This window comes from Pseudomonas sp. LAMO17WK12:I1 (assembly GCF_900177315.1).
Lineage (GTDB): Bacteria > Pseudomonadota > Gammaproteobacteria > Pseudomonadales > Pseudomonadaceae > Aquipseudomonas > Aquipseudomonas marginalis.
The window spans coordinates 1-22,494 of record NZ_FWZV01000027.1; the positions used below are offsets into that span (position 1 = coordinate 1).

14 protein-coding genes are annotated in these 22,494 nt (G+C 63.2%); all 14 read right to left on the reverse strand.

All coding sequences use genetic code 11. The features are described 5' to 3' along the window. On the reverse strand, nt 1–5,283 hold a 5,283-nt coding region (locus B9N88_RS31820; protein WP_027608084.1), incomplete at its 3' end, for a two-partner secretion domain-containing protein. A 29-nt stretch (nt 5,284–5,312) separates the two neighbouring features. Beyond that, a complete protein-coding gene (locus tag B9N88_RS31825; protein WP_027608083.1) occupies nt 5,313–7,034 on the reverse strand; it encodes a ShlB/FhaC/HecB family hemolysin secretion/activation protein in 1,722 nt (573 codons plus the stop codon). 422 nt (nt 7,035–7,456) lie between these two features. Further along, the gene (gene pgaD / locus B9N88_RS31830; RefSeq protein WP_027608082.1) at nt 7,457–7,939 is read right to left on the reverse strand and encodes a poly-beta-1,6-N-acetyl-D-glucosamine biosynthesis protein PgaD; all 483 of its coding nucleotides are present in this window, start codon (nt 7,937–7,939) and stop codon (nt 7,457–7,459) included. Between the two features lie 2 nt (nt 7,940–7,941). Then, on the reverse strand, nt 7,942–9,282 hold the full coding sequence (gene pgaC, locus B9N88_RS31835; protein WP_027608081.1) for a poly-beta-1,6-N-acetyl-D-glucosamine synthase: 1,341 nt from the start codon (nt 9,280–9,282) through the stop codon (nt 7,942–7,944). Nucleotides 9,283–9,284: 2 nt separating this feature from the next. After that, on the reverse strand, nt 9,285–11,282 hold the full coding sequence (gene pgaB, locus B9N88_RS31840) for a poly-beta-1,6-N-acetyl-D-glucosamine N-deacetylase PgaB (protein ID WP_027608080.1): 1,998 nt from the start codon (nt 11,280–11,282) through the stop codon (nt 9,285–9,287). A 12-nt stretch (nt 11,283–11,294) separates the two neighbouring features. Then, nucleotides 11,295–13,775, reverse strand: a complete 2,481-nt coding sequence (gene pgaA / locus B9N88_RS31845; protein WP_027608079.1) for a poly-beta-1,6 N-acetyl-D-glucosamine export porin PgaA — start codon at nt 13,773–13,775, stop codon at nt 11,295–11,297. Between the two features lie 300 nt (nt 13,776–14,075). Further along, complete coding sequence (locus tag B9N88_RS31850; protein WP_027608078.1) at nt 14,076–15,572, reverse strand: YdgA family protein; 1,497 nt, start codon at nt 15,570–15,572, stop codon at nt 14,076–14,078. A gap of 148 nt (nt 15,573–15,720) precedes the next feature. Further along, nucleotides 15,721–16,353: a hypothetical protein gene (locus B9N88_RS31855; protein WP_027608077.1), complete on the reverse strand. Its 633-nt coding sequence runs from the start codon at nt 16,351–16,353 to the stop codon at nt 15,721–15,723. A gap of 81 nt (nt 16,354–16,434) precedes the next feature. Next, nucleotides 16,435–17,877 (reverse strand): efflux transporter outer membrane subunit, encoded by a 1,443-nt coding sequence (locus B9N88_RS31860; protein ID WP_027608076.1) that lies wholly within the window; start codon nt 17,875–17,877, stop codon nt 16,435–16,437. Further along, the gene (locus B9N88_RS31865; RefSeq protein WP_027608075.1) at nt 17,874–18,764 is read right to left on the reverse strand and encodes an efflux RND transporter periplasmic adaptor subunit; all 891 of its coding nucleotides are present in this window, start codon (nt 18,762–18,764) and stop codon (nt 17,874–17,876) included. The genes B9N88_RS31860 and B9N88_RS31865 overlap by 4 nt, the downstream gene beginning before the upstream one ends. Next, nucleotides 18,761–18,970 carry a DUF1656 domain-containing protein gene (locus B9N88_RS31870; protein WP_012721577.1) on the reverse strand — a complete coding sequence of 70 codons (210 nt, stop codon included), beginning with the start codon at nt 18,968–18,970 and terminating at the stop codon, nt 18,761–18,763. The genes B9N88_RS31865 and B9N88_RS31870 overlap by 4 nt, the downstream gene beginning before the upstream one ends. Beyond that, on the reverse strand, nt 18,967–21,045 hold the full coding sequence (locus B9N88_RS31875) for an FUSC family protein (protein ID WP_027608074.1): 2,079 nt from the start codon (nt 21,043–21,045) through the stop codon (nt 18,967–18,969). Before B9N88_RS31875 ends, B9N88_RS31870 begins: the two co-directional genes overlap by 4 nt. Continuing rightward, nucleotides 21,042–21,452: a MarR family winged helix-turn-helix transcriptional regulator gene (locus B9N88_RS31880; RefSeq protein ID WP_027608073.1), complete on the reverse strand. Its 411-nt coding sequence runs from the start codon at nt 21,450–21,452 to the stop codon at nt 21,042–21,044. Before B9N88_RS31880 ends, B9N88_RS31875 begins: the two co-directional genes overlap by 4 nt. A gap of 412 nt (nt 21,453–21,864) precedes the next feature. Then, nucleotides 21,865–22,281, reverse strand: coding sequence for a hypothetical protein (locus B9N88_RS31885; RefSeq protein WP_027608072.1), 417 nt, complete (start codon nt 22,279–22,281; stop codon nt 21,865–21,867). Between the last annotated feature and the right edge of the window lie 213 nt (nt 22,282–22,494).

Consider the following 22,494-nt stretch of genomic DNA (forward strand, 5'->3'; position numbering starts at 1 on the left):
CGACACATTGCCCGCGCTCGAGCCAATCGTGCTGCCGGTCAAGGTCATTTCATTGGCCGTGCCGTTGTGCTTCGAGCTGTTGATGTACAGCTTCTGGTTGCCGGTCATGTCGTCCAGACCGAGCTTGTTGCCGGTCAGCACGCCGGTGAGGTCGCGATTTTTTTCCTTGTGCATGTCGGTGCGGGCGAAGGTGTTTTGCGCCGCGTCGATGGTCAGGTCGCGGCCGGCCTGGACGGCGAGGTCGCCGGTGCTGACCAGGGACGAGCCGGTGACCGTGGCATCGCGCTTGGCGGCGACGGTGACGGTTTCGCCGGAGACCATGCTGCCCAGGGCGGTGGTGCGTTTTTCGTCGACTTTGTCCTGGACTTTGCTCGACTTGAGGCCGCCCCAGCTGCTTTTGCTTTCCTTGCGTTCGTGGCGGGCGCTGTCGGCGTTGCTGACGGCGAGGATGTTCACGTCCTGGCCGGCGACCAGTTGGGTGGCGCCTTTTTCGGCAGTGACGGCACTGCCGGCCAGCAGCAGGTCTGCACCGGCGACGACGGTGCTGTTCGTCCCCGCGCTGACCAGGCTGCCGACGTTGTTCACGACGTCGGTTTCATCCAGGCGGAATTTCTTGCCCTGGGAGGTTTTCTTGGTCTTGCTGTAGAAGCTGTAGTCCTGGTCTTGCGCGGCTTTGAGCTCGAGGTTTTTACCCGAGACCAGGTAAGCCTCGTTGTCGGCATTGACCTGGCTGGCGACCAGTTGCAGGTTCTGCCCGGCGCTCAGGGTGGCGTCGCCGCCGGCCTTGATCACGCTGGACACTTGCTGCACGTGGTCTTCGATGCTCTTGACCTTTTTCGTGTTGGTCGTGGAGTGTTGCTCATTGGCTGCCGCGATGGCGTTGAGGTCGCGGGTGGCAATCAGGTTGACGTCGCGTTTGGCATTGATCTGGCTGGCCACGGCGCTGATGTCGCGCCCGCCAATCACATGCAGGTCGCGGCCGGCCTCGACCACCGAGCCTTGCTGGGCGATGGTGGTGAAGCTGGAGCGGTTGCCGATGGCGCCGCTGTCGAGGCTTTTCGAGGCGGTGATGTTGACGTCACCCACGGCTTTGACCGTGGTGTCGGCACCGCTCTTGAGCACGCCGCCGACGTTGTTGATGTTGCCGCCAGCCTGCATGGCCAGATCGTTGGCCGATTCGATGCGCGCGGCGCTGTCGACGAAGTCGCTGCGTTCGGTGCGGTAGCTGCTGGCGCTTTCGTGGGTGGTGACGCTGCGTTCGTTGAGCAGGTCGGCGCCGGCGGCGAGGTTGACGTTGCCCGCGCTGATCACACCGCCTGCGCGGTTGGTCAGGTTGTTGCCGCTGAGCAGGTCGAGGCGACCACCGGCTTCCATCAACCCACTGTTGGTGAGGTTGCTGCCGACGTTCGCCAGCAGGTTGCCGGTGGCGCGCAAGGTGCCGGCGTTGTTGAGGTGGCTGCCGGTGATCAGGTTGACGTCGGTGCCGGAAATCAATGCACCGTTGGGTGCCAGGCGGTTATTGGCCTGGGCCAGGTACAGCACCGGCACCAGCACTTGTTGCCCGGCGACGGTGGCGTTTTCCAGCCACACGATGTCGTGGGTCAGGGCGGCGACTTGTTCGGCGGTGAGGCTTACGCCCACCGACAGGTTAAGCGCGGTTTTGCTGCCGATGGCGTTGTCCATCAGGTGCTTGAACAGGTCGGCGTCGCTGGTCTGGCCATCGATGAAGCGCTGGCCGGTGCGGGCGAGCACGGCTTGCTGGATCAGGCGTTGTTCATAGAAGCCGTCGCCCAGGCGGCGTTGCGCGGTGTCGGGGTCGTAGCCGAGCTTGGTCAGCATGTAGTCCGAACTCATGAACTGGCGCATGTCGGTGAGCAGCGGGTTGGTTTCGATCAGGTACTTGTGCGGGTTGGCCGCGAACTGGCTGGTGGGCAGCCCGGTTGCGCCATCGCGGTCGTTGAGGTGGAACAGGCCGTTCTGGCCGGTGGGCAGGTCGAAGCCGGGCAGGCCCAGCGGGTTGACCTGCTGCTGGGCAACGTCCGGTGGCAGTTGTGGGTTGAGACTGACCAGGGTCGAGTAGCCCGGCGCCTTGGTATTGGCGCCGCTGCCGACGTAGGTGTAGCCACCTTGCACGACGCTGTTGTCGATGCCGGCCTGGGCCTTCACATCCACCGCGCCACCGGCCTGGATGACTGCGGCGTAGCTCTGGTCGGGCACCATCAGCTGGGTGGTTTTGCGCAGGTCGGTCTTCTCGCTCTCCATTTTGCCAATGAACGACGCCAGGCCGGCTTCGACGCCGGTCATGTCCTGGCCTGCCGAATAGCGTTGAGTGAAGGCCGCGGCTTCACGGTACCAGCCTCCGGGCTTGCGCTCGCGGGCTGAGGTAAAGACGCGGTCATACTGGGTATCGTGGGTCACGACGCCGACGTTAGTGAGTTGATTGACGATGGCCGTGAGGTTGCCGCCGGCGGCGATGCTACTGCTGCTGTTGAGCAGCTCGCCGCCGGTGAGCAGCATGTTGCCGCCCGAGGTAATGCTGGACGCTGCCGTGGCATCGCTGACGATGAAGTGATCACGCTGGGTAATCTGGAACGGCCGGTTCTGCTTGCCGCCTTCGCAGTCGCCACCGGTCACTCCGTCGATACAGGCGATGGGCGTGATGGAGGCGCTGTAGATGCCGGACTCGGTGGTGAGCACAGTACGGATGTTCTGGAGCGTGCTGGCCGCCAGGATCAGGTTGCGCTCACTCTCGATCGTCCCCGAGCTGTTGATGATGCTGGTGGCCAGGCCGCCCTGGCCGTCGCGGTCGACACGCAGGTTGCCCATGGCGTAGATCGCGGCGCCGAGGTTTTTCAGGCGGTCGACCTTGAGGTTCATGTCGCCGCCGCTGAAGATCAGGCCGTGGTCGTTGAGCAGGTTGTCCACCGAAAGATCCAGGCTGCCCTGGCTGGCGACGCTGCCGCCCACGGTCCAGTCCTTGCCGCTGCCGACCAGGGCGCGGGTGCCGAGCAGTTTGCCGGTGGCGGTCTGTTGCAGGTTATCGACGTTGACGGTCAGGCGCCCGGCCTGGATCGCGGTGCTGTTGGTCCAGTTGGCTTTATCGAGGATCAGGTCGCCATTGGTCACCAGGCTGCCGCCGACATCGTCGAGGCTGATGCCGCTGAGGTCGAGTGCACCCGTGCCCACGTGCAATACCTTGCCGCCGGTGTTCTGGAAGCGGGTGGCGGCGAGGCTCAATTGGTCGTTGGCGGTCTCGAGGCTACCGCTGTTGTTGAGCAGGCCGCCGATGGCGTAGCGGGTCTTGCCGGTGGTGCCGAGGGCGCGCATCTGGCCGCTGTTGGTGAGGCTGGCAGTGTCGACGTCGAGGGCGGTGGCGCTCTCGATCAGGCCACGGTTAACCAGGGCCCCGGTCAGGCTGACGTCGATCCGGTTGCCGGCGATCTCGCCGCCGCTATCCACATTCATACCGGTCAGGTGCACGCGATCCCGAGCAAACAGCGCGCCGCTGCCGTTGTTGAAATCCGTGGCGTCGATCTGCGCATCACCGGCTTTGGCGGCGATGCGGCCACCGTCGTTGTCGAGCGTACCGGCGGTGATGGTCACGCCGGACTTTTCACTGTGGATCAGGCCGTTGCCGCCGTTTTGCAGCAGGCCGCTGGTGGTCAGGGTCAGGCCATCGTTGGCGGCCAGGGTGCCGTTGTTGCGGTTGTCGATGCTGTTGGCGAACAGGGTCAGCAAACCTTGGCTGGCGAGCTTGCCTCCCTGGTTGTCAACGTGGGCGGCGCGCTGGATCAGCAACGGGCCGGCACTCGCCAGCTTGCCGTTGCGATTGATCAGGTCGCCGATCAGGTCCAGGGTGATTGCGCCGCCACCGGTGAGGCTGCCGGCGCTGTTGTCCAGGGTATCGCCGTGCAGGGTGAAGGCACCGGTGCTGTCGATGATGCCGCCCTGGCTGTTGTCCAGCAGGCCGCTGACGGTGAGGGTCTGCGTGCCGTCGCTGAGCAGGCGACCGTTGTTGCGGTTGTCGACGCTGGCGGCGGTGACGTTCAGTACCTGCCTGGCGTTCATGGTACCGCCCTGGTTGTCCAGGGTATTGGCGGTGGCGCCGAGCTCGCGATTGGCGATCACCGTGCCGGTATTGCTGATGTGCCGGGCCTCGAGCTTGACGTCGCCGACGGTGTTGCGCGTGTTATCGGCGTTGACCCCGGCCTCGACGATGCCGCTGTTGGTCAGTTGGCCGTTGCTGGTCAGTGTGATGCTGTCGCGGGCGGCGAGGGTCTTGCTGTTTTTCAGGGTGCCCTTGGTCTGTGCCTTGAGGGTGGTGCCCGCGTACACGGCGCCCTTGGTCTCCAGGCTCGCGGCCTTGATGTCCACCGCACCGCTGGCGGCGGCCTGGGCCATGCTCAGGTGGCCGTTGGCGTCGAGCTGAATATCGCCACCACTGGCAGCGAGCGTGCCGTCGAGCTTCACGCCCACGCCGGCTTCGGTGCCCACCAGTTTGATCGCACCGGCATACATGCCGCCCAGGGCCGACGAGTCGATGGCCAGTTCCGGCTTGGTGCTGCCGTCGTCGGCGCGCGCGGTGGTTTTCAGGCTTTGGGCGTCGACGTCATTGCGTCCGGCAATCACGGTGAGCTGGCGCGCATTGATCTTGGCGTTGATCTTGGCCGAACGGGTAATGATCTCGAAGCGGTCGACGTTGCTGGCGTTCAAGCCCTGGCCGTCGATGGTCACCGCACCGCCGTCCACCTGGTAGCGGTCCAGGCGCCCGGCCTGGTCAAGAATCGGCTTGCCGGTGGTCAGGGTGACGTTGGGGGTATTGATAAAGCCGCAACCGTTACAGCTCACCCCATACGGGTTGGCCACGATGACCTTGGCGGACTGCCCCGCCACTTCGGTGTAGCCGCGCAACTGGCTGGGGCTGCCGCCGTTGACTTCGTTGAGGATGACATTCGCAGCGCCGCCCTTGAGGTTCGGGTTGCCGACGATGATCCCGCCCAGCTGCGTGCTCTGCACCATGCCCGTGGCGTTGTTGAGGATCACGCCGTTGGGACCGACGTTATAGTCCTTGAACTGGTTATGGGACAGCCCGCTGCCATTGGGCGTGGCGATGTTCACCACCGGCACGCCGTTGCCCGCCTGCCCGAGGGTAGTGCCGGGGCCGCTGACCACAATGCCCTCGGCCTGGGCCAGCAGCGGCTGCCAGAACAGCGCGTTGGCCAGGATCAGGGCCAGGCCGCGTTGGCTCAGGCTTTTCAGGGCAGTAACAGGGCGAACGTCCATATTCAAAATCTCAAGGCAGCGGTGTTGAATTACAGGAAGAAATCCAGGCGGAAATAGATCGGCGCTTCGCGTTCGGTCACGACGCCAGGCCTTTCCAGCGAATGGGCGAACGTCACGCTGGTGCTGACGTGCTTGCCGCGGGCAAACAGCTCCAGGGAGTTACTCGATACCCGGCCGTGCTGGTCATCGTTGTAGCGATCGTTGCGAATCACGCCCTGGTCGTAGCCGACACTGGCGCCGTACTCGGCGAAGGCCGGGCGCATCCAGTCGAGGGTCACCGGGCGCGCCCAACGCACTTCGTTGCGCCAGTAGCCGCCGCTGTCGCCGTTCAACTGCTGGTCCTTGAAACCCCGCACCGAGTACGAGCCGCCAAGACTCAGGCGTTGCGGCGCGTACAGCACGTCTTCACTGCGCTGCCCGGTGGCCAGGCTGGAAAAACTCAATGACTCGCCCCACAGCGTGAACGGCTGCAGGTAGCTCAGGGTGGCGGTGTATTTGCGGTAGCGCGGCGTGGGCGTGAGGTTGCCGCGGATACGGGTCTGCTCATCCTTTTGCGCGTCGAAGGCACCGATACCGTTTTGCATGCCCACATCAAGGTTGACGAACGCGCTGCCAATACGGCGCCCGTGGCTGATACCCACCTGGAATTCGCTGAGGCGGTTGCTGCTGACGCCCAGGCGTGTGTCGTTGATGTAGTTGTTGGTGCGCAAATGAGTGAGGCCGACATTGACCGACGTCTTGCTCACGTCATCGCGATGCACCACACGCTCGGCGCGCAGCTGGTGATTCTGGCTGTCGCCCCATTGCTTGTATTTGAAGTCATCGACGCTGCCCGGCGTGCGGTAATCGCTCTCACTGTAGGTGTAACTGAAGTTCCACCAGCCCCACGGCACGTTGTAGTAGAGCATGCTGTTTTTCGAGGTTTTCTGGTGGTCGCTGATGGCGTCGTGGCCGCCGCGCAGGATCAGTTGGTCGGCCAGGCCCAACGGGCTGTCCCATTCCAGGCCCGCGCCCCACTGCTGTTCGCCGGTGCTTTTCTGGCCATCGTTGTTGCGCGACAGGCTGGCGCGCCAGGGTTTTTGCGGCTGGTTTTTGACCAGCACTTCACTGCCGCCGATCTGGGTGCCGGGGGTCAGTTCCATTTGCGCCTGTTTGGACGGCAGGCGGCTCAGTTGATCCACCAGTTGCTCGACCTCACGCAGGTTGAGGGCCTCGCCGACCTTGCCGGGAAACGCCATGGCCAGCTCGCGGTCGGTGACCGTGCTGCCCTGGGCGCCCTTCAGGCCTTCGAGTTTGCCTTCGACCACCAGCACTTGCAGGTGGCCGCTGGAAAGGTCCTGTTGCGGCAGATAGGCCCGGCTGGTGACGCGGCCCTTGGCAATGTAGTAATCGGTGATGACCTTGAGCAGTTCATTGAGCTGCGTAACGCCCAGGCATTGGCCGATATAGGGTTTGAGCAGGCGGTTACGGTCGGCAGCGGAAAGGCTGTCGGCGCCCTTGAGTTCGATGTCCTGGATGGGGAAGCAGCGGGTGTCAGCAGGCTGTGCCGGGGCCTGTGGCTGATTGCTCTTGCCGGGCAGGTCCTGGAGCTCTTCCAGGCGCCTACGCTGCTCTTCGAGAAGCCGGTTCTGGCGGTCGCGGATAAGGTCCTGATCCCCCGGCGTAGGGGCGGCCAAGGCACTGTTGCCGCTCAAATAAGCAAGCAGCAAAGTGCATAGCAAGTACCGAGTCCGTGGCAATAAAAAAGACATGTTCGGTCCGTCGAAAATCAGGGGCCGCGAAACTAACATCGAACTAGCAGTAACCCAAGAAACAGAGTCAGTTGCATGCCCGTGCTAGTTATTCACGCAACACATTGATTAATAACAATAAAAAATCATCAAAAAGATACACGGCCTGAAACTGGAAATATTATTCCGACAGGCGGCAGCTGTTCTGATAGCGATTCGTCGGAGAACTTATAAGTTGCCATTACTTGGCCATCAAGTTCTTTCCGAGATAAGTTAGTACCGAAAAAAGCAGATAAGTTCGCGGGAGTTTTGTGAATTGGATCCCAATAATCGGGATCGGCAGGGTAAGAGTCCCGATAGGGAGGTGTCAGCCAAGCATTCATTAGCTGATCGACCGCAATCGGGGGCAAGCCCCCTCCCACATTGGATTGTGGTTTACACCACTAGCTGGCGTCTTTGTTCTGAGACGCGCCAGGCACGAGGGTCAAGCCTGGTTTTTCCACGTCGCGGGAGACGTGGGCTTTGACTTCCGACACGCCGCCGTCTTCGTCGTTGTGGATCACCAGTACGCCCGGGCGGCGCAGTTGCTCCAGGTCACCCTCGGCGAGGCTGAAGCTCTCGCTCAGGTTCTTGTCGGTGAGGGCCTTGGCTTCGGCGCGGCGCTGGGCGAACTTGCGCCCCTTGCGTTGCTGGTAGCGTGCCCAGGTGACCAGGATCACCGCGTTGAACAGTGCGATCCACAGGTAGACCTGCAAAGTATTGAGCGCCGCGAAAATCGGCGCCTCGATACGCGGGCCGCCGTGGGTTTCAAGCATCGAAGTGATCCCGCGCGCCAGCAGCCAGACCAGTCCGGCCCAGGCCATCAAGGTCAGGATCACGTCGATGATCCACATCACGGTACTTTGGCGAGTTCTGACCAGTTTCATGCTCACGCCTCCTCTTCAACAGGTTTGATACCGCGATCCGGGCTGACCCAGCGCGCGCGCTTCTGGTGCTGGTTGAACAGCACCTTGGGGAAACTGACCAGGGTGGTGAACAGGCTGACCAGCCAGAACACCATCGGGTACCACACGGTCCAGAACAGGGTTTTCCACAGGTCTTTCTCGTAGCGGCGGTCGATCAGGATGCTCACCGCGAATTGCACCAGGCACACCATCGCCAGCACCAGGCCGGTAAAGGCCGGCGGGACCAGGGAGTCCACCGTGATTGCCGGCGGCAGCACGATGAATTTGCCCAGGCCCCAGAAAATCACCGAGAGCAGGAAGGTGAAGGCCCAACCGGTGGACAGGCAGTATTCGAACAGCAGCGGCCACAGGTAGCGATGGCGCCATTGCCAGATGCCACGGATATTCTTGAACAGCACTTCGGCACCGCCCTGGGCCCAGCGCAGGCGCTGTTTCCACAGGCCACCGACGGTTTCGGGCATCAGGATCCAGCACAGCGCGCGCGGCTCGTAGAAGATGCTCCAGTGATCGAGCTGCAGCTTCCAACTGACATCGATGTCCTCGGTGATCATGTCGGTGCTCCAGTAGTCGATGCGGTCCAGCGCCTTTTTACGGAACGCCACCACCACACCCGACACCGTGAAGATCCGCCCGAACACGCGCTGGGTGCGCTTGATCAAGCCGATGATCGAGGAGAACTCGCCCACCTGCACGCGGCCGATCAAGGTCGAGCGTGTGCGGATGCGTGGGTTGCCGGTCACGGCGCCCAGGCGCGGGTTGTCGAGCATCGGCGCGACCATATAGGCCGCCGCGTTTTTATCCAGCAGCGCATCGCCGTCGATGCACACCAGGTATTCGCTGCGCGAGGCCACGGCGCCCATGCGCAAGGCCACGGCCTTGCCCTGGTTCTGCGCCAGGTGCAACACGCGCAGGCGCGGATGCTCCAGTGCCAGGGCATCGAGGACGGCGGCGGTGTTGTCCTTGGAGCCGTCGTTGACCGCGATCACTTCGATGTTCGGGTACAGCTGGCCCAGCGCCGCATGAATGGTGTCGGCGGCGTTATCGCCCTCGTTGTAGCAAGGGATGATGATCGAGATCAGCGGGTTGCCGGCCAGGGTCGGTGCCGGAGTGTCTTCCTCCCAGGGCCAGTGGCGCTCCCAATGCAGCCAGAAGTACAAGCCACCGGCGATCCACAGCGCCGACATGAACAGCGGGTAGAAAAACACGAAGTCCATCAGGAACTGCCCGGTGACCAGGAAGATCAGGCCCAGGGGCACGCCTAATACCAGTGCCAGCACGAATAACGCCAGGATTCTGTCGAACATGGTCAAGGATTCCATTGGTTGGAAAGGGCCGGACGCACAGTCTTCAGGTCCGGGGAATTTTCCAGGAAGTTGTCCGGGTAGTAGCCAAAACTCGTGACACCCTGGCGCTTGAGCACACCCATCCATTCAGCCATCTGCACAGCGTCGATATCCGGCGCGGCCTTGGTGCGCCAGTCTTTGGCCTGCAGTTCGAATACGGTGCGTTCCATCGCGCCGGGACGCGCCTTGACCGTCGCCACCAGCTTCTCCAGCCAGGCATTGGAGGTCTTGTACTCCTGGCCTTCCATCAGCGGCATGGCCATCGGCGCGGTCCAGTCATAGGTCTGGAGGAAATCATCGAGGTTCTGGGCGAACCAGGCCTCGCTCGCCGGGTTGAGCATCGGCTCGGCGAAGATATTGCGCGCGGTCTGCACCTGCGGCCCACCGATGGCGTGGACCTTGGCGGTCAGCTCTTTGGTGAAGTCGATCAGGTAGCGGCTCTTGAAGCGCGTCCAGCGCTGCATCACCGCCGGGTCGGCGCGCAGGGCCTGGATGCTGCCCGGCAGGCCGTTGGCGGCATAGGCCTTGAGCGCGGCAGGGCTGGCGTCTTCGAAGTCCGAGAGCACTGCGTCGTCGTGGTACAGCACGCCGTCGATGGCATTGTTACGCGCCAGGTCTTCATAGATCTCGCCAATGATCCTGCGCACCTGCGGGTCGAACGGCGACAGGCGTTTGTATTGGTCCAGGTCGGTGCCGACCTGGCCGGTTTCCGGGTCCCAACGCGTCACGCGGGGCAGCTTGGGATCGAGGGCAAAACTCAACACCGGCATCCACGCATACACGGCGGCATGGGCACGGGTGTGCAACTGCCAGGAGACGCGGTTGAACAGGTCGGCGCGCACCGGCAAGTGACGGTTGGGGAAGTACAGTTCGTGCACCAGGCCATCACCCTTGGGGTCGGCGAAGGCTTGCAGGAACACCGTACCGGCGCCCATGTCCACCACGCGCTGCACCAGTTGGTCGAGGTTGCGCGCCTGCTGGGCCGGGTCCGGGTCGTAGACGTTGTCCAGGTCCACATGCAGCACCCGCAGCGGTGCCGGGGTTTGCACGGCGACGATGCTGTTGGCGAAATGCTCGCCGTCCGGGTCGGAGGCCACCAGGAAGCGGGGGCTGTTCATCAGGTCACTGGAGCTGTCGAGGCCGTCTTCCAGGGTCAGGGCCATCTGGTAGCCCTGCTCGCTGACGATCGCCAGCGAGGTGCCCTTGGCGGCGCCGTACGGCCACACCCATACCCGTGGTTTCTTACCGGTCACGGTTTGGATCTTGTTGGAGATCGCCGAGACATCCGCCCGCATCCGCGCCTGGAACTGGGCCTGGCTTTCATAGCGGCCCGTGGCCGGGTCATAGCGCAGCGAGGTCGCCGCCGGCTCGAGGTTGCCCTGGGGGTTGGCGAGGATCCCGGTGTGGCTGGCATCGGTGTGCGCGGCGATTTCCACGAGGCCGGACTGAGACACTTCGCGGATCTGCTGCCAGGTGAGGAACTCGCCGCGCGGCCGTGGCGAGCCGGCGAAGTCCACCGGTTTGTTCATCGGCGTGTCGATCCAGTAGCCCACCGGCGCCAGCAAGGCCGGCCAGCGATAGGCACGCAGGATCGGCATCACGCGGGTATAGAAGCTCGAATAGCCGTCATCGAAGCTGAGCATGATGGCTTTGGGCGGCAACGCGGGGCCGCCACGGCGGGCAGCCAGGATCTGGTCAACGCTGACCGCCTGGTAGCCGTTCTCCCGCAGCCAGGCCAACTGTTCGATCAATCGCTCGGTGCGTACCGCCACCACGGCCTGGTCGGGGTCACGGTCCGACACGTCATGGTAGGCAATGCCCAGGAAATGGTTTTTCGGCCACGCCGTTTCGTTGGCCGGTGTCGGCCGCTCGGCGGGTGGAGTGAAAGGCGCGGGTTGCTGGGCGCAGGCACTGGCCAGCAATACGCCCAGAACCAACAAGCAACGGCTGAGGAAGGTCATGGTCAGGCTCTTTTAGAAACGGTAAGTGAGGTCGACGAGCAGACGCAGATCGCGTTCGCGATCCCCGTCATAAGGTCGGCTGATCAGGCTCAGGTTGGCGCCGGCGTCCAGCACGTCATTCCAGCGAAAGCGTTGGCCGTAGCCCACCAGACCGATGCCACCGGTGGAATAATCCCGCTGGCTATAGGTACCCGCACCGACCTGGAACTGCTGACTCCACTGGGTCTCGTAGCGGTGATAGAGCACATGGTTGATGTTGAGGACGGGCAGCACGGTGAAATCCGACTTCGGGTTGAAGTACACCGTGTCTTCCTTGCTGTTGCGGCTGGCACCGACTTCCAGGCCCAGGTCCACTTGCACCTTCGGCGAGCTGTAGAGGCCTTCGCGGCCGCTGAGCAAGGCTTCGAAGCGGTCGTTGCCATCGCTGAAATGGGAGGGGCTGAGGGTCAGTTTCCATTCGCGGCTTTCGTTGGCGCGCCAGCGGATAAAGCCGCTGCCACCGTTGGCCGTGACGCCGTCATTCAACGCCCGCAGCGGCGTGGTGCTCAGGAGGTAGCCCAGGCTGCCGCCGTATTGCCAGTTGTCGTTGATGTCACGGGCAATCGACACCGCGGCGCCTTGTTTGGCGCCATCGCCGTAGGAGTGGTTGGACACCTCGGCTTCAATGGTCATGTCGCGGGTACGCCGCTCCACGCCCACCACCTGCCAGCGATGCTGGCCCGTGCCTTCGCTGAAGTCGGCCTTGGCGTACCCGGCGCCGGCGAATACACGCCAGTCTTCGTCGATGGGCGGCGTGTAGATCCGACTCTCAATGCCCCAGTCGCGGCTACCCGCGACGGCGCCCGCGTCACTGTCATTGCCGCCGCCAAAGCTTTTGCCGGTATACGCCTCGACACGCAGTTCGGCCATGTCATGCACGTCGCGCAGGCGGCTCAGGCGCTGCACCTGGCGATTGTCCGGGTTGCGGGCGAGCACATCGTCGGTGAGCACGTCGAGCTGGCGCCACTCCTGCAGGTCCATGGCGGTGTAGGCCTGGCTCACTTCCAGGCCCATATCCCGTGGGGCCTGGGCTTCGGTTTCCTTCAGGATGCCTTCGGCACGCCGTGGCAGGTCGCGGGCGCGGTACATGTCAGCCTGGGCCAGGCGCAGGCCGACGTTGCCCGGGGCTTTCGCCACCAGCGCTTCGAGGCCGGCTTCGCTGCCCGGCAGGTCGCCGCCGTAGACGCCGGCCTGGGCCGACAGTTGCTGGGCGTCCATCCACGCGTCGTTGGGGTTGCCGATGGGCAAGCCCTTGAGCTCGACCCGCGGGTTCTGGCTGTTGGCGAGGCCCTTGGCGACCTCGTTGGCGTCCTCGGCTTTATCGCTTTCCTGCAAGGCGTAGAACAGCGCAGTGGTGTCTTCGACCCGATCATCGGGCTCGGCGTCGGTGGCGCTCAGGGCCTGGCGATACAGCGGCTCGGCTTTTTCCGGCTGGCGCTGGTCCAGGTAGGCCGCGGCCACCCAACGCACGGCGTAGGTCGGCAGTTGCACGCCTTCGGCCTTAAGCGTCTCGTATTCGCGGATCACCTCGGCGGTACGCGCCCGCGCCTTGAGTGCACCGAGACGGTCGATGCGCCAGCGCACCACATCGTCATGGGCGCTGGCGTCCGGGGTCCAACGGGCGAGCAGTTTGTCGTAATCCGCCAGGGCGCGGTCGGCAATCACGTAGCGTTCTTTTTCGCTGCGTGTGGCGAACTCGGCCATGCGCACACGCTCGGCAGCGAGATCGCCTTCCAGGCGGCGCTGGGTCACCGGGTCCAGCAGGCCAGGACGCTGGGCCGACAGGCGCAACGCGGCTTCCGGCAGGCGGGCCTTTTGCAGGGCGACGATGTATTCGCGGGCGACGTCAGGCTTGTCGCCGGCGCGGATAAACGCCTGGTCGAACTCGAACAGCGCGTCGTAGTTCAAGCCGGCGCGGGTCAGTGCATAACCCAGGGCCATGCGGCGGTTGGGGTCATCGGGCTTGGCGGCGACCAATGCGCGGGTACGTTGTACCGCTTCGTCCGCCTTGCCGCCGTCGGCCTGGGTCAGGGCCAGGCCCAGTTGCAGGTCGACGTTATTCGGTTCACGCAGCAACGCCTGGCGATAGACCGCCTCGGCCTGGGCCCATTGCTTCTGGTTGCGATAGGTCCGCGCGACAGTGGCGAGCGCCTGGGTGCTGAGGTTGCGATGTTTACCCTGGGCCTCGTACACCTTCAGCACTTCGGCGTCCTGGCCGGCCCAACCGGCGATCACCACATGATCGCTGACCTGGCCTGGCGTCTGGCGCTCGGCGGACAGTTGGCGCAATTGAGTCAGGGCGGGGGTGAAGTTGCCGTTGCGCGCCTGAATGATCAGCGCGTCATAGGCCGGATCGGCCATGGCGAAGGCGGGGATCAGTAATTGGCTGCATAAGGCGGCCCCGACGAGCAGTCGCAACCGGCCTGATGCACTGAGTGGTAGGTTTCGCAACATATCGTGAGCTTCCTTACACACGGAAAGCTGTAACGATAGGTGGTCCTGAGCGAATTGCCGCAGGGTGCCGGCGTCCAATGACCCGGCCTAGCTTTCCTGTGTGAACTATCTCTCAGGAAAGTAGGAAAAAGACCAATCCGGAACAATTGTTCAGAATTGCGCGGACCGCCTGAAATGTGAATGTGGGAGCGGACTTGCCTGCGATAACGGGGTGCCGGCCGACAGGTGCGTCGACTGTTTGACCCTTATCGCGGGCACTCCCGCTCCCACATTATTTATTTCCGGGCGATGGCGAACTCTTTACTGCGCGCCGCTGACCGCGCCGAACTTGGCCATCACAAACCCAATGAACTGCTCGACGGTCATCTTCTGGCCGTTGAAGGTCACTTCATTGTTGGCGTAGTGCAACTTGGACACCACATCGCTGCCGACCAGGGTCGCCAACTGAGTGCCGACCGCCATGCCGCTGACCATCTCGGCGGCCATCTGGGACTGCTGCTCGATGGCTTTCGGATCGGTCACGCCACCGAGTTGCGCCTGCAGGGCAGCCACGTCACCGATCATCGGCTTGGACAGGGTCAGGTTGGCATCCAGCAATGCAATCATCTGCTTGCCCAGCTCAACCGGCGGCAACTCCATGGAGGCCGGCTTGGCCAGGTCCACCAGCAGGTTGAACTTGCTTTCGCCATGGGTGGTTTTCAGCGACAGGTTTTCCACGGCGATCTGCGGCTTGGCGGCCAATACCTGGTTGACGTTGGCTTCGGCCAAGGCCTGCTCGGCTTCGGTCAATTGCAGCTCAGGCGCGGGCTGGCCCGCTGCGGCAGCGGCTTGCACCGGCTGCATCTTGTCCTGGTACAGCTTGGTCAACACCAGCATGGCCGGGATGTCGACGTTCTTCATGCTCAGGGCCATGGCCGCCGAACCCACGGGTTTGCCCTGGTAACCGATCTCGTCGATCTTGTAGTCGACACGGCCGGCCAGGTTGTTGTCCTTGGTTTCGCTGGAGTCTTTCTGCTCGAAGCCTTTGACCGTCAGCACGGCTTTCTGCGGGCCGAAGGTGAATGTGCTGTCGGTCAGCTCAACGGTGTTTTGCCCGGTGTAGAAGCCAAAGGTGGATTTTTCCAGGTTGCTGGCGATGGTCAGGCCAGCCAGTTCGGCCTCGAAGGCGTCGCCCTTGGCATCGACCGCTGCGATCTTGAGGCTGTTCATGAAGCCGTCGGCCTTGACCTTCTGGCCTTCGGCGGTGCTGTCGAAATTCATGTTGGCGCCGGAGAAGTTCACCGAAGACGTGTCGTCCTTGAACGTCAAGGGCAGCAATTCGATGTTGCCGTTGACCGAGCGGCTGTAGCCGATATTGGCCACGCCCTTGAGCGGCGACACGTCTTTGGCGGCGGCGAACCACTTCTCGGTGGTGGGGTTCTTTTCCAGTTCGTAGTGACTGGTGGCCATGACCGGCAGCCATTTGAGCGTCACCAGGCGCGAGAACGGCAGCGGGCCGTGTTCGATATGGTCGACGAACAGCAGTTCCGGATTAGGGTTTTCTTCGCCGAACACCGAGCCTTGGCCCTTCAGGCGGTAGTGCGCGGTGCTGCTGAACACGCCACGCTCCAGGGACACCAGCTCCAGGGCCACGGTGCCGTCGACGCCGGCCATGGAGGTCTGCAGTTCCTTGTTGGCGTTCTGGATCGCGGTTTGCAGCACCGGTTCCAGTTGTTTACCGGTGTACCAGGCGCCGCCTGCACTGACGACGCCTACGGCGACAACTAAACCCAAAAGAACGACTGCTGGCTTATTCATGAAGTGACCTGATCAAATCCTGTGAGAAGTGGGCTGTCTTCCTTGAACCCCGAAAGGGTTGGCTCAAGCCCGCCGAAAACGGGGGAAGATTAGCACTGGCGGCCGCAAACGGCCCAGCTTTCTCAGAGGGGTCAGGCGTGCAGTTGGTTCACGAATACTCCAACTCGATCTCGTCGAGCTGGTGGTCAAAACTCTTCAGGCGCGCCGTCCAGGTGTACACCAGCACCTCAAACTCGCGGTGTATCACCGCATTGCCGGGGGTGTCGGACTTGGGGTCGCAGAAGTCCAGCTGGTAGCGCTCCCGGGCCATCTGCGTGGCGACGTCGGACAATTCCCGCGCGTTATTCAGCCAATGCCGGCCATCGGCGACCTGCCGATCGAGGGCCACGCACTGTTTTTTCAGGACTTCGAGGCTTTTTTCCAGGGGCGTGCCGGTAAGGTCGCCCATGACTTCCTGGAAGGTGCGCCCCGGCTGCCAATAGCTGCCCCAGAAATAGCGGTCGAACACGGTTTCGACCCGACGCAGAGCGACCTTGGTGTCCCAGATCGCGACGCGGGTCTTGCCTTGTTCGAGGAGTTTTTTCTTCACGCGCTGGTTCTGGTAGGACGCCCAGGCCACCACGCCGATGGACAGGGAGCCGATCACCAGGCAGGCGCTGTCGAGAAACACCATGGCCTTGTCGAGTTGATGGGCGAGCATGACGCCGTAGAAATACGCGGCCGATAACAACACCAGTGCGAAGAGCACGCACCAGAAAGCGGGAGCATAAGGGTTTTTCATTATTGGAATCCCCATGAGCAAACGCGAGCAGTGTCAGGCGAGTCGTCACGGCGACCCGCCTGTCCAAGCATAGCTATTCGCTCAGGGTTTGCCGGGCTGTGACGCTTGCGTTCGTCCGCTTTCCCAGCCGCCGCCCAGGGCCAGGAACAGATCGATCTGGCTCATGGCAACCTGGGTATTGGCCGCCGCCAGTTGCGCGCGCATCGCGGTGTAGGTGCGGGTGGCTTGCAGGTCGGCGAGGAACGATTCGCGGCCGGCCTGGAAGAAGCGGTGGGTCTGGTCCGCCGCCTCTTGGGCCGAGCGCTCGGCGTCCGCCAGCGCCTCGCGTCGTTGCAGCACGGCGGTGTATTGCGCCAGGCCGGTCTGGGTTTCGCGGATGGCGTTGAGGACCACCCCGTCGAAATGCGCCAGGGCGCCCTGAGTCGCGGCTTCGGCCTCGTGGATGCGCGCACGGGCGCCGTTGGTCGGCACCGTCCAACTGATCATCGGGCCGAAGCCCCAGCGGTTGGTCGCCGGCTGGCCGAGGTTGTCGAGCAGGCCCACGGTGCCCACCGTGGCGCCGATGGCGATGTCCGGGTACAAGGCGCCGGTGGCCACGCCGATACGCGCGGTGGCGGCGGCCAGTTGGCGCTCGGCCTGGCGCACGTCGGGGCGACGTTTCAGCAGCGCCGCACCATCGCCCACCGGCAACAGCTGGGCGATGTGCGGCAGCTCGGCGCAGGTGCCGGTGCCCGCCGGCAGTTGGTCCACGGGCTTGGCCAGCAGCATCGACAGGCGGAACAGCCCGGCCTGGCGCGCCGCTTCATAGCGCGGCATGTCGGCGCGCAGGGATTTGTATTGGGTTTGCGAGCGGGTGACCTGGGTTTCATCGCCACGGCCCGCGTCACGCAGGCGTTGGGTCAGTTTGGTGCTCTGGGCTTGCAGGTCGAGGGATTCGTTGGCAATCGCCAGTTCTTCGTTGGCCGCGCACACCTGGGTGTAGGAGCGCACCACATCGGCCACCAGGGTGATGCGCGCGATATCGGCGGCGGCCTGGGCCGCATCGGCGCTGGCCTGGGCGCTTTCGATGCCGCGCTGCAAGGTGCCGAACAGGTCGAATTGGTACGAGGTGGTAATGCCGATGCTGCCGATGTTATCCACCGGCACTTTGTCCGCCTGCAAAAACGCTTCGCCGGATTCCTGCAGGCGCTGCACCTCGGCCTTGGCGCCGGCACTCCAGCCGCCGGCGGATTCAGCCTGTTGGGTCTGATAACGGGCGCGCTGCAGGTTGGCTGCGGCTACGCGCAGGTCGGTGTTGGAGGCCATGGCCTGGCGTACCAGCTCGTCCAGGCGCGGGTCTTTGTACAGCTTCCACCAGTCGGCCGGCACCGGCGCCGACACCACGTCGCTGCCCTTGCCCGCCAGTTGCCCTTGCAGGTCAGCGCGGTTGACGGCAGACGTTTGCGGCAACTGGTAATCCGGCCCCACCACTTGGCAGGCCGACAGTAACAACCCCAGCGCAGCGGTTGCCCACAGCGGCTTCATGGCTTGGCTCCGTCATTGGGTTTGTCGCCAATGATCGACACCGTGGCGGTGCGCCCGGCGATCATGCGGAAGTCCGCCGGGACATCGTCAAAGGCAATACGCACCGGAATCCGCTGGGCCAGGCGCACCCAGCTGAACGCCGGGTTGACGTTGGGCAGCAGGTTCGAGCCGCTGCTGCGGTCGCGGTCTTCGATACCGGCGACGATGCTCTGCACATGCCCGTGCAGGCGGGCGTTGTCGCCGATCACACGGATGTCCACGCCCATGCCGACGTGGATGCCGTCGAGCTTGGTCTCTTCGAAGTAGCCGTCGATATGGAAGGAATTGCTGTCCACCACCGACAGCACCGGCCGCCCGGCGGTGACGAACTCCTGGGTACGCGGTGCGCGGTCGTTGACGTAGCCGTCCACCGGGCTGCGGATCACCGAGCGGTCGAGGTTGAGTTGGGCCGAGTCCACCGTCACTTGCGCTTCGGCCAGGGCCGATTGGGCGCGGGCAACACGGGACTGGCTTTCTTCCAGCTGCTCGCTGGGCACCAGGTTGCCGAGGCCACGGTTACGCTTGTACTCGCGACTTGCCTGGGCCAGGGTTTCCTGGCGGTCGGCCACGGCGGCCTGGGCTTGGCGCAGGGCCAGCTTGAAGCGGTCCTGGTCGACGGCAAACAGTACCTGGCCCTTGGTCACCAGCTGGTTGTCGTGCACATCGACGCGCTGGATCAGCCCGGACACGTCCGGCGCGATCTGCACGATGTCGGCACGGATGTGACCGTCACGGGTCCAGGGCGCAAACATGTAGTACATGACCATGCGCCACACAACGACGACCGCGAAGCTCACGATCAACAACGTCAGGACTACACGGCCGATGGTCAAAAAAGGTTTTTTCATGTCATCAGGTATCGACTGAGTGAGTCCACCGCGCCCAGCAACAGCGCGTAGAGCCCCACATTGAACAATGCCCGGTGCCAGACCAGGCGATAGAAGTGGACGCGGGTCAACAGCCCGTGCACCACCAGGAATAACACGTACGTAATGCCCATCAGCACCAGCAGCGTGGGCAGGAACACCCCGCTGATATCCAGATCACCGATCATAAAGGCGCTCCATCGGGTAGCGGCGCTTCCATCTCCGTGCCGCCAATGAATTCCACACCCGGCAGCAGTGCCAGGCGCAGGCCGGCCAGCGCGTGCAGCAGGTGCAGGCGGGTGTCGTCTTCGTCTTGCAGGCCCTGGCCATTGAGGGCGCGGCGTGTGCGGTCGAGGGTCATCAGCAGACCGCTGGGCGCAGGCAAGCGTTCACCCGCCTTGAGGCAGGCCTTGAAGTAACCGCCCACGCCTTCCACCACCTGGTTGAGCAGCACCCGCGGCACGCCGAGGATGCGCGGCGAATAGGCCAGCAGGTCGAGCAGGTTGAGCGCCACGCGCAGGTCGCGCAGGGCGATGCCGGTGTCCTGGCCGATCATCGCCAGGCGTGGCAGGTGTTGCATCAGGCGGTCGAGCATCTGTGCGGCGAGGTGCCGGTGTTCGTTCAGGGTGGCGGGCTCGGTCAGGCCGACGATGTCGCGCCAGCTGAAACGGGTCAGGCGCTTGGCCGCCAGTTCGGCGCCGAAGGGCCGGGCGATCAACGTCCACACAAAGGCGAACAGCAGGCCCACCGGCCCGGCCAGGTTGACGTTGGCGAAGTTGAGGAAGTCCGCGTCGTAGGCGCCCTGGATGCTGATGAACGACGAGGTGTTCACCAGCGTCAGCAGCATGCCCAGGTAAAAACGCGGCTGCACGGTCAGCGTGCCGATGCAGATGAACGGCACCGCGAACGCCAGTACCAGCATCGGGAAATCGTGCAGGTTGGGCAGTACCAGGAACAGGTAGAGGCTGGCGAACAGCACCGACATGGCGGTCCAGAAAAAGAACCGATAGATCTGCGGCGCCGGGTCGTCCATAGAAGCGAAAAAGCTGCAGGCCACGGCTGCCAGGATCACCGCGCTGCCGCCGTCGGTCCAGCCCAGCAGGATCCACAGCACCGACGCGACGATGATCGCGGTGACGGTGGAAAACGCCGAATAAAGCATCAGGCCATGGTCGAGGAACGGCGTGAGCCGGCCCAGGCGCCAGTGACGGTACACGGCACGCCAAGTGTCCTGGCTTTCGCACTGGATGGCGGCTTGCAGGCTGCGGCAGTCCTGCCACAGGTCGATCCACTCGCCCAGGCGGTAGAGGGCGTTGGAGAACAACAGCGTGGGGCGCTCGTCCAGGGCTTCGCCTTGGGGTTGCAGGGCGTCGACCTGGTCACGCAGGGCACGCCAGCGTTCCAGCGGTGCGCTTTCGGTGGTGTTTTCCAGCCACTGCCGGGTGGCTTCCAGCAGCGGCGCCAGTTGCTCGAGAAACTGCGGCGCACGCTGTTCGACGGCATACAGCGCATCGTCGAGCTCCTCCACCAACGGCAGCAGGTGGATCATGCGCCCGCGCAATTCCTTGGTATTGCGCACCGTCTGCGGCCGCGCGCCTTCGTGGGGCAACTGGCCGATCATCAATTCAAGGGTATTGAAGGTGGCGACCATGCCGCCGCGCAGGGCGCTGACTTCTTCCGGTTGCACATTGCGAGAAAGAAAACGCTGGCTGTAGACCTGGGCGTCGCCAAACCACTTGGCCACCGCGCCATCGAACACCGGCATCAGCCGCCGTGGCCAGAACATCGCGCCCACCACCGCCGCGACCGCAATGCCGAGGAAGATTTCCTCGGTCCGCGCCTCGGCCACATCCCACACCGCCAGCGGGTTATCCACCACCGGCAGGGCGATCAGCGGCAAGGTGTAGCCGGCGAGCATCAAGGCGTAGTTGTTGGCGGTGCGCAGGTGCATGGAGAGGAACAGCAAGGTGCCCGTCCACAGTGCGATCACCACCACCAGGATGTACGGCGATTGCACGAACATCGGCACAAAAAACACCGCCGCCGCCGCCCCCATCAAGGTGCCGATGGCGCGGTACAGGGCCTTGGAACTGGTAGGCCCGACAAACGGGCTGGAGACGATATACACCGTGGCCATCGCCCAGTACGGACGCGGCATTTGCATCAGCATGGCGATGTACAACGCGATCATCGACGCGGCGAAGGTACGAACCCCATAGAACCAGTCACGGGCGGGCGGAAAGCCGGTAAAAAATCCGTTCAAAGCGTCGCCGCCTCAAAGGCCCGCAGTACGCGCAGTGCGGCTTCCATGTCGGCGGTCGGAAGGTCCGCCAGCACTTCGCGGCGCAGGCGCACCAATTGCACCTCCACCGCCTGCACCAACTCGCGACCACGCTCGGTGAGGCTCAGGGCCTTGGCGCGGCGGTCGTGGACGTCTTCGGTACGGCACACATAGCCGTCATGGCACAGCCGGTCGAGCAGACGCACCAGGGACGGGCTTTCCATCCCGGAGGCCTGGGCCACTTTGACCTGGTGCACCCCGTCGCCCAGGCGGCCGATCATCAACAGCGGCACGGCGCAGGCTTCGGAGATGCCATAGCTGACCAGCGTGCTCTGGCAGATTTTGCGCCAGTTACGGGCGCCCACCACCATGCTGCTGCTGAGGTTCATCTGGAGTTGTTCGAGGGATTGAGGCACTGGATAGTTCGCATACAGTTAGTTTGCTAACTATCAATATGGCCGAGGGATCGAATTGCGTCAAGTTTTGAAACAATTTAGCGGATGGGTGGAGCGATTCAGTGGCAACGCCGCAGGCCGAATGTGGGAGGGGCTGGCCCCCGATAGCGGAGTGTCAGTGAACAGATTCGTTAGATGATCCACCGCCATCGGGGGCAAGCCCCCTCCCACATTTGGATCGGTGTCGGCTTCAGGATTGCTGTGCGGCCTCGCCATCCAGGTGGCGCTTGTTTTGGCCCATCACCTCGCGAAGGGGGATCCGTGTGGCCGTGACCAAGGGGATGGTTGGGTCTGTGCAACCGGCTTATTGCCCGCTCAGCCTCCTAAGCGGCCCTGCTGGAAAACATCAGCACCTTTTGCTCCACCGCCAGACGCTCCAGATTTTCACTGCCTCGGACGCAACGACTAACGCAGCCATTAACACCAAGTTGTAGTTAGGAAAAAACTGAGCACCTACCAGCAACAGCGAAACAGAAGGCACAATAAAAGCCAATCGCAAGGGTGTTTGAAGGTAAGTAACCCACCTCACCTGTTCACGTCCAAGAAAGAACAGTAAGCACGAGATTACGATGGAAGCTTGCAGCAGCATGGCAAAGCCGAACATGTATAACTGCACAACACTATGATCACGCAGCACCCATAAAGCACTTTCAAAATCGCTTAAATAAGGAATCCTTCCCTCTATTGCGCTGGCCACTGCATACCGAATCAGATAAAGGGCATCCATGACTCCCCAAAACCAAAAAACATGCTTGCGCGTCATCTTCCTGCTTCCTTGTACTCATAGGCCACATCCGGTGTTACAGGCTGCCAATGCCATGACTTACCACCCACCTGCCAGCTGTCATCGCCCTCCAGATAACGTTGTTTTATATACCGCAGCTCTCCATATCGACGCTCAACTGATCGGTGAGTAAATTGATCATCTCGACTATCAAGCCTTACCCACCGTTGAGTCATAACGCTAGTGGTGTTC

What these genes read in the sequence shown, in the direction of transcription:
- B9N88_RS31825 (WP_027608083.1), bottom strand. Translation starts at nt 7,034, where the DNA reads ATGTCTTTTTTATTGCCACGGACTCGGTACTTGCTATGCACTTTGCTG.
- pgaD (WP_027608082.1), bottom strand. Translation starts at nt 7,939, where the DNA reads ATGAAACTGGTCAGAACTCGCCAAAGTACCGTGATGTGGATCATCGAC.
- pgaC (WP_027608081.1), bottom strand. Translation starts at nt 9,282, where the DNA reads ATGTTCGACAGAATCCTGGCGTTATTCGTGCTGGCACTGGTATTAGGC.
- pgaB (WP_027608080.1), bottom strand. Translation starts at nt 11,282, where the DNA reads ATGACCTTCCTCAGCCGTTGCTTGTTGGTTCTGGGCGTATTGCTGGCC.
- pgaA (WP_027608079.1), bottom strand. Translation starts at nt 13,775, where the DNA reads ATGTTGCGAAACCTACCACTCAGTGCATCAGGCCGGTTGCGACTGCTC.
- B9N88_RS31850 (WP_027608078.1), bottom strand. Translation starts at nt 15,572, where the DNA reads ATGAATAAGCCAGCAGTCGTTCTTTTGGGTTTAGTTGTCGCCGTAGGC.
- B9N88_RS31855 (WP_027608077.1), bottom strand. Translation starts at nt 16,353, where the DNA reads ATGAAAAACCCTTATGCTCCCGCTTTCTGGTGCGTGCTCTTCGCACTG.
- B9N88_RS31860 (WP_027608076.1), bottom strand. Translation starts at nt 17,877, where the DNA reads ATGAAGCCGCTGTGGGCAACCGCTGCGCTGGGGTTGTTACTGTCGGCC.
- B9N88_RS31865 (WP_027608075.1), bottom strand. Translation starts at nt 18,764, where the DNA reads ATGAAAAAACCTTTTTTGACCATCGGCCGTGTAGTCCTGACGTTGTTG.
- B9N88_RS31870 (WP_012721577.1), bottom strand. Translation starts at nt 18,970, where the DNA reads ATGATCGGTGATCTGGATATCAGCGGGGTGTTCCTGCCCACGCTGCTG.
- B9N88_RS31880 (WP_027608073.1), bottom strand. Translation starts at nt 21,452, where the DNA reads ATGAACCTCAGCAGCAGCATGGTGGTGGGCGCCCGTAACTGGCGCAAA.
- B9N88_RS31885 (WP_027608072.1), bottom strand. Translation starts at nt 22,281, where the DNA reads ATGACGCGCAAGCATGTTTTTTGGTTTTGGGGAGTCATGGATGCCCTT.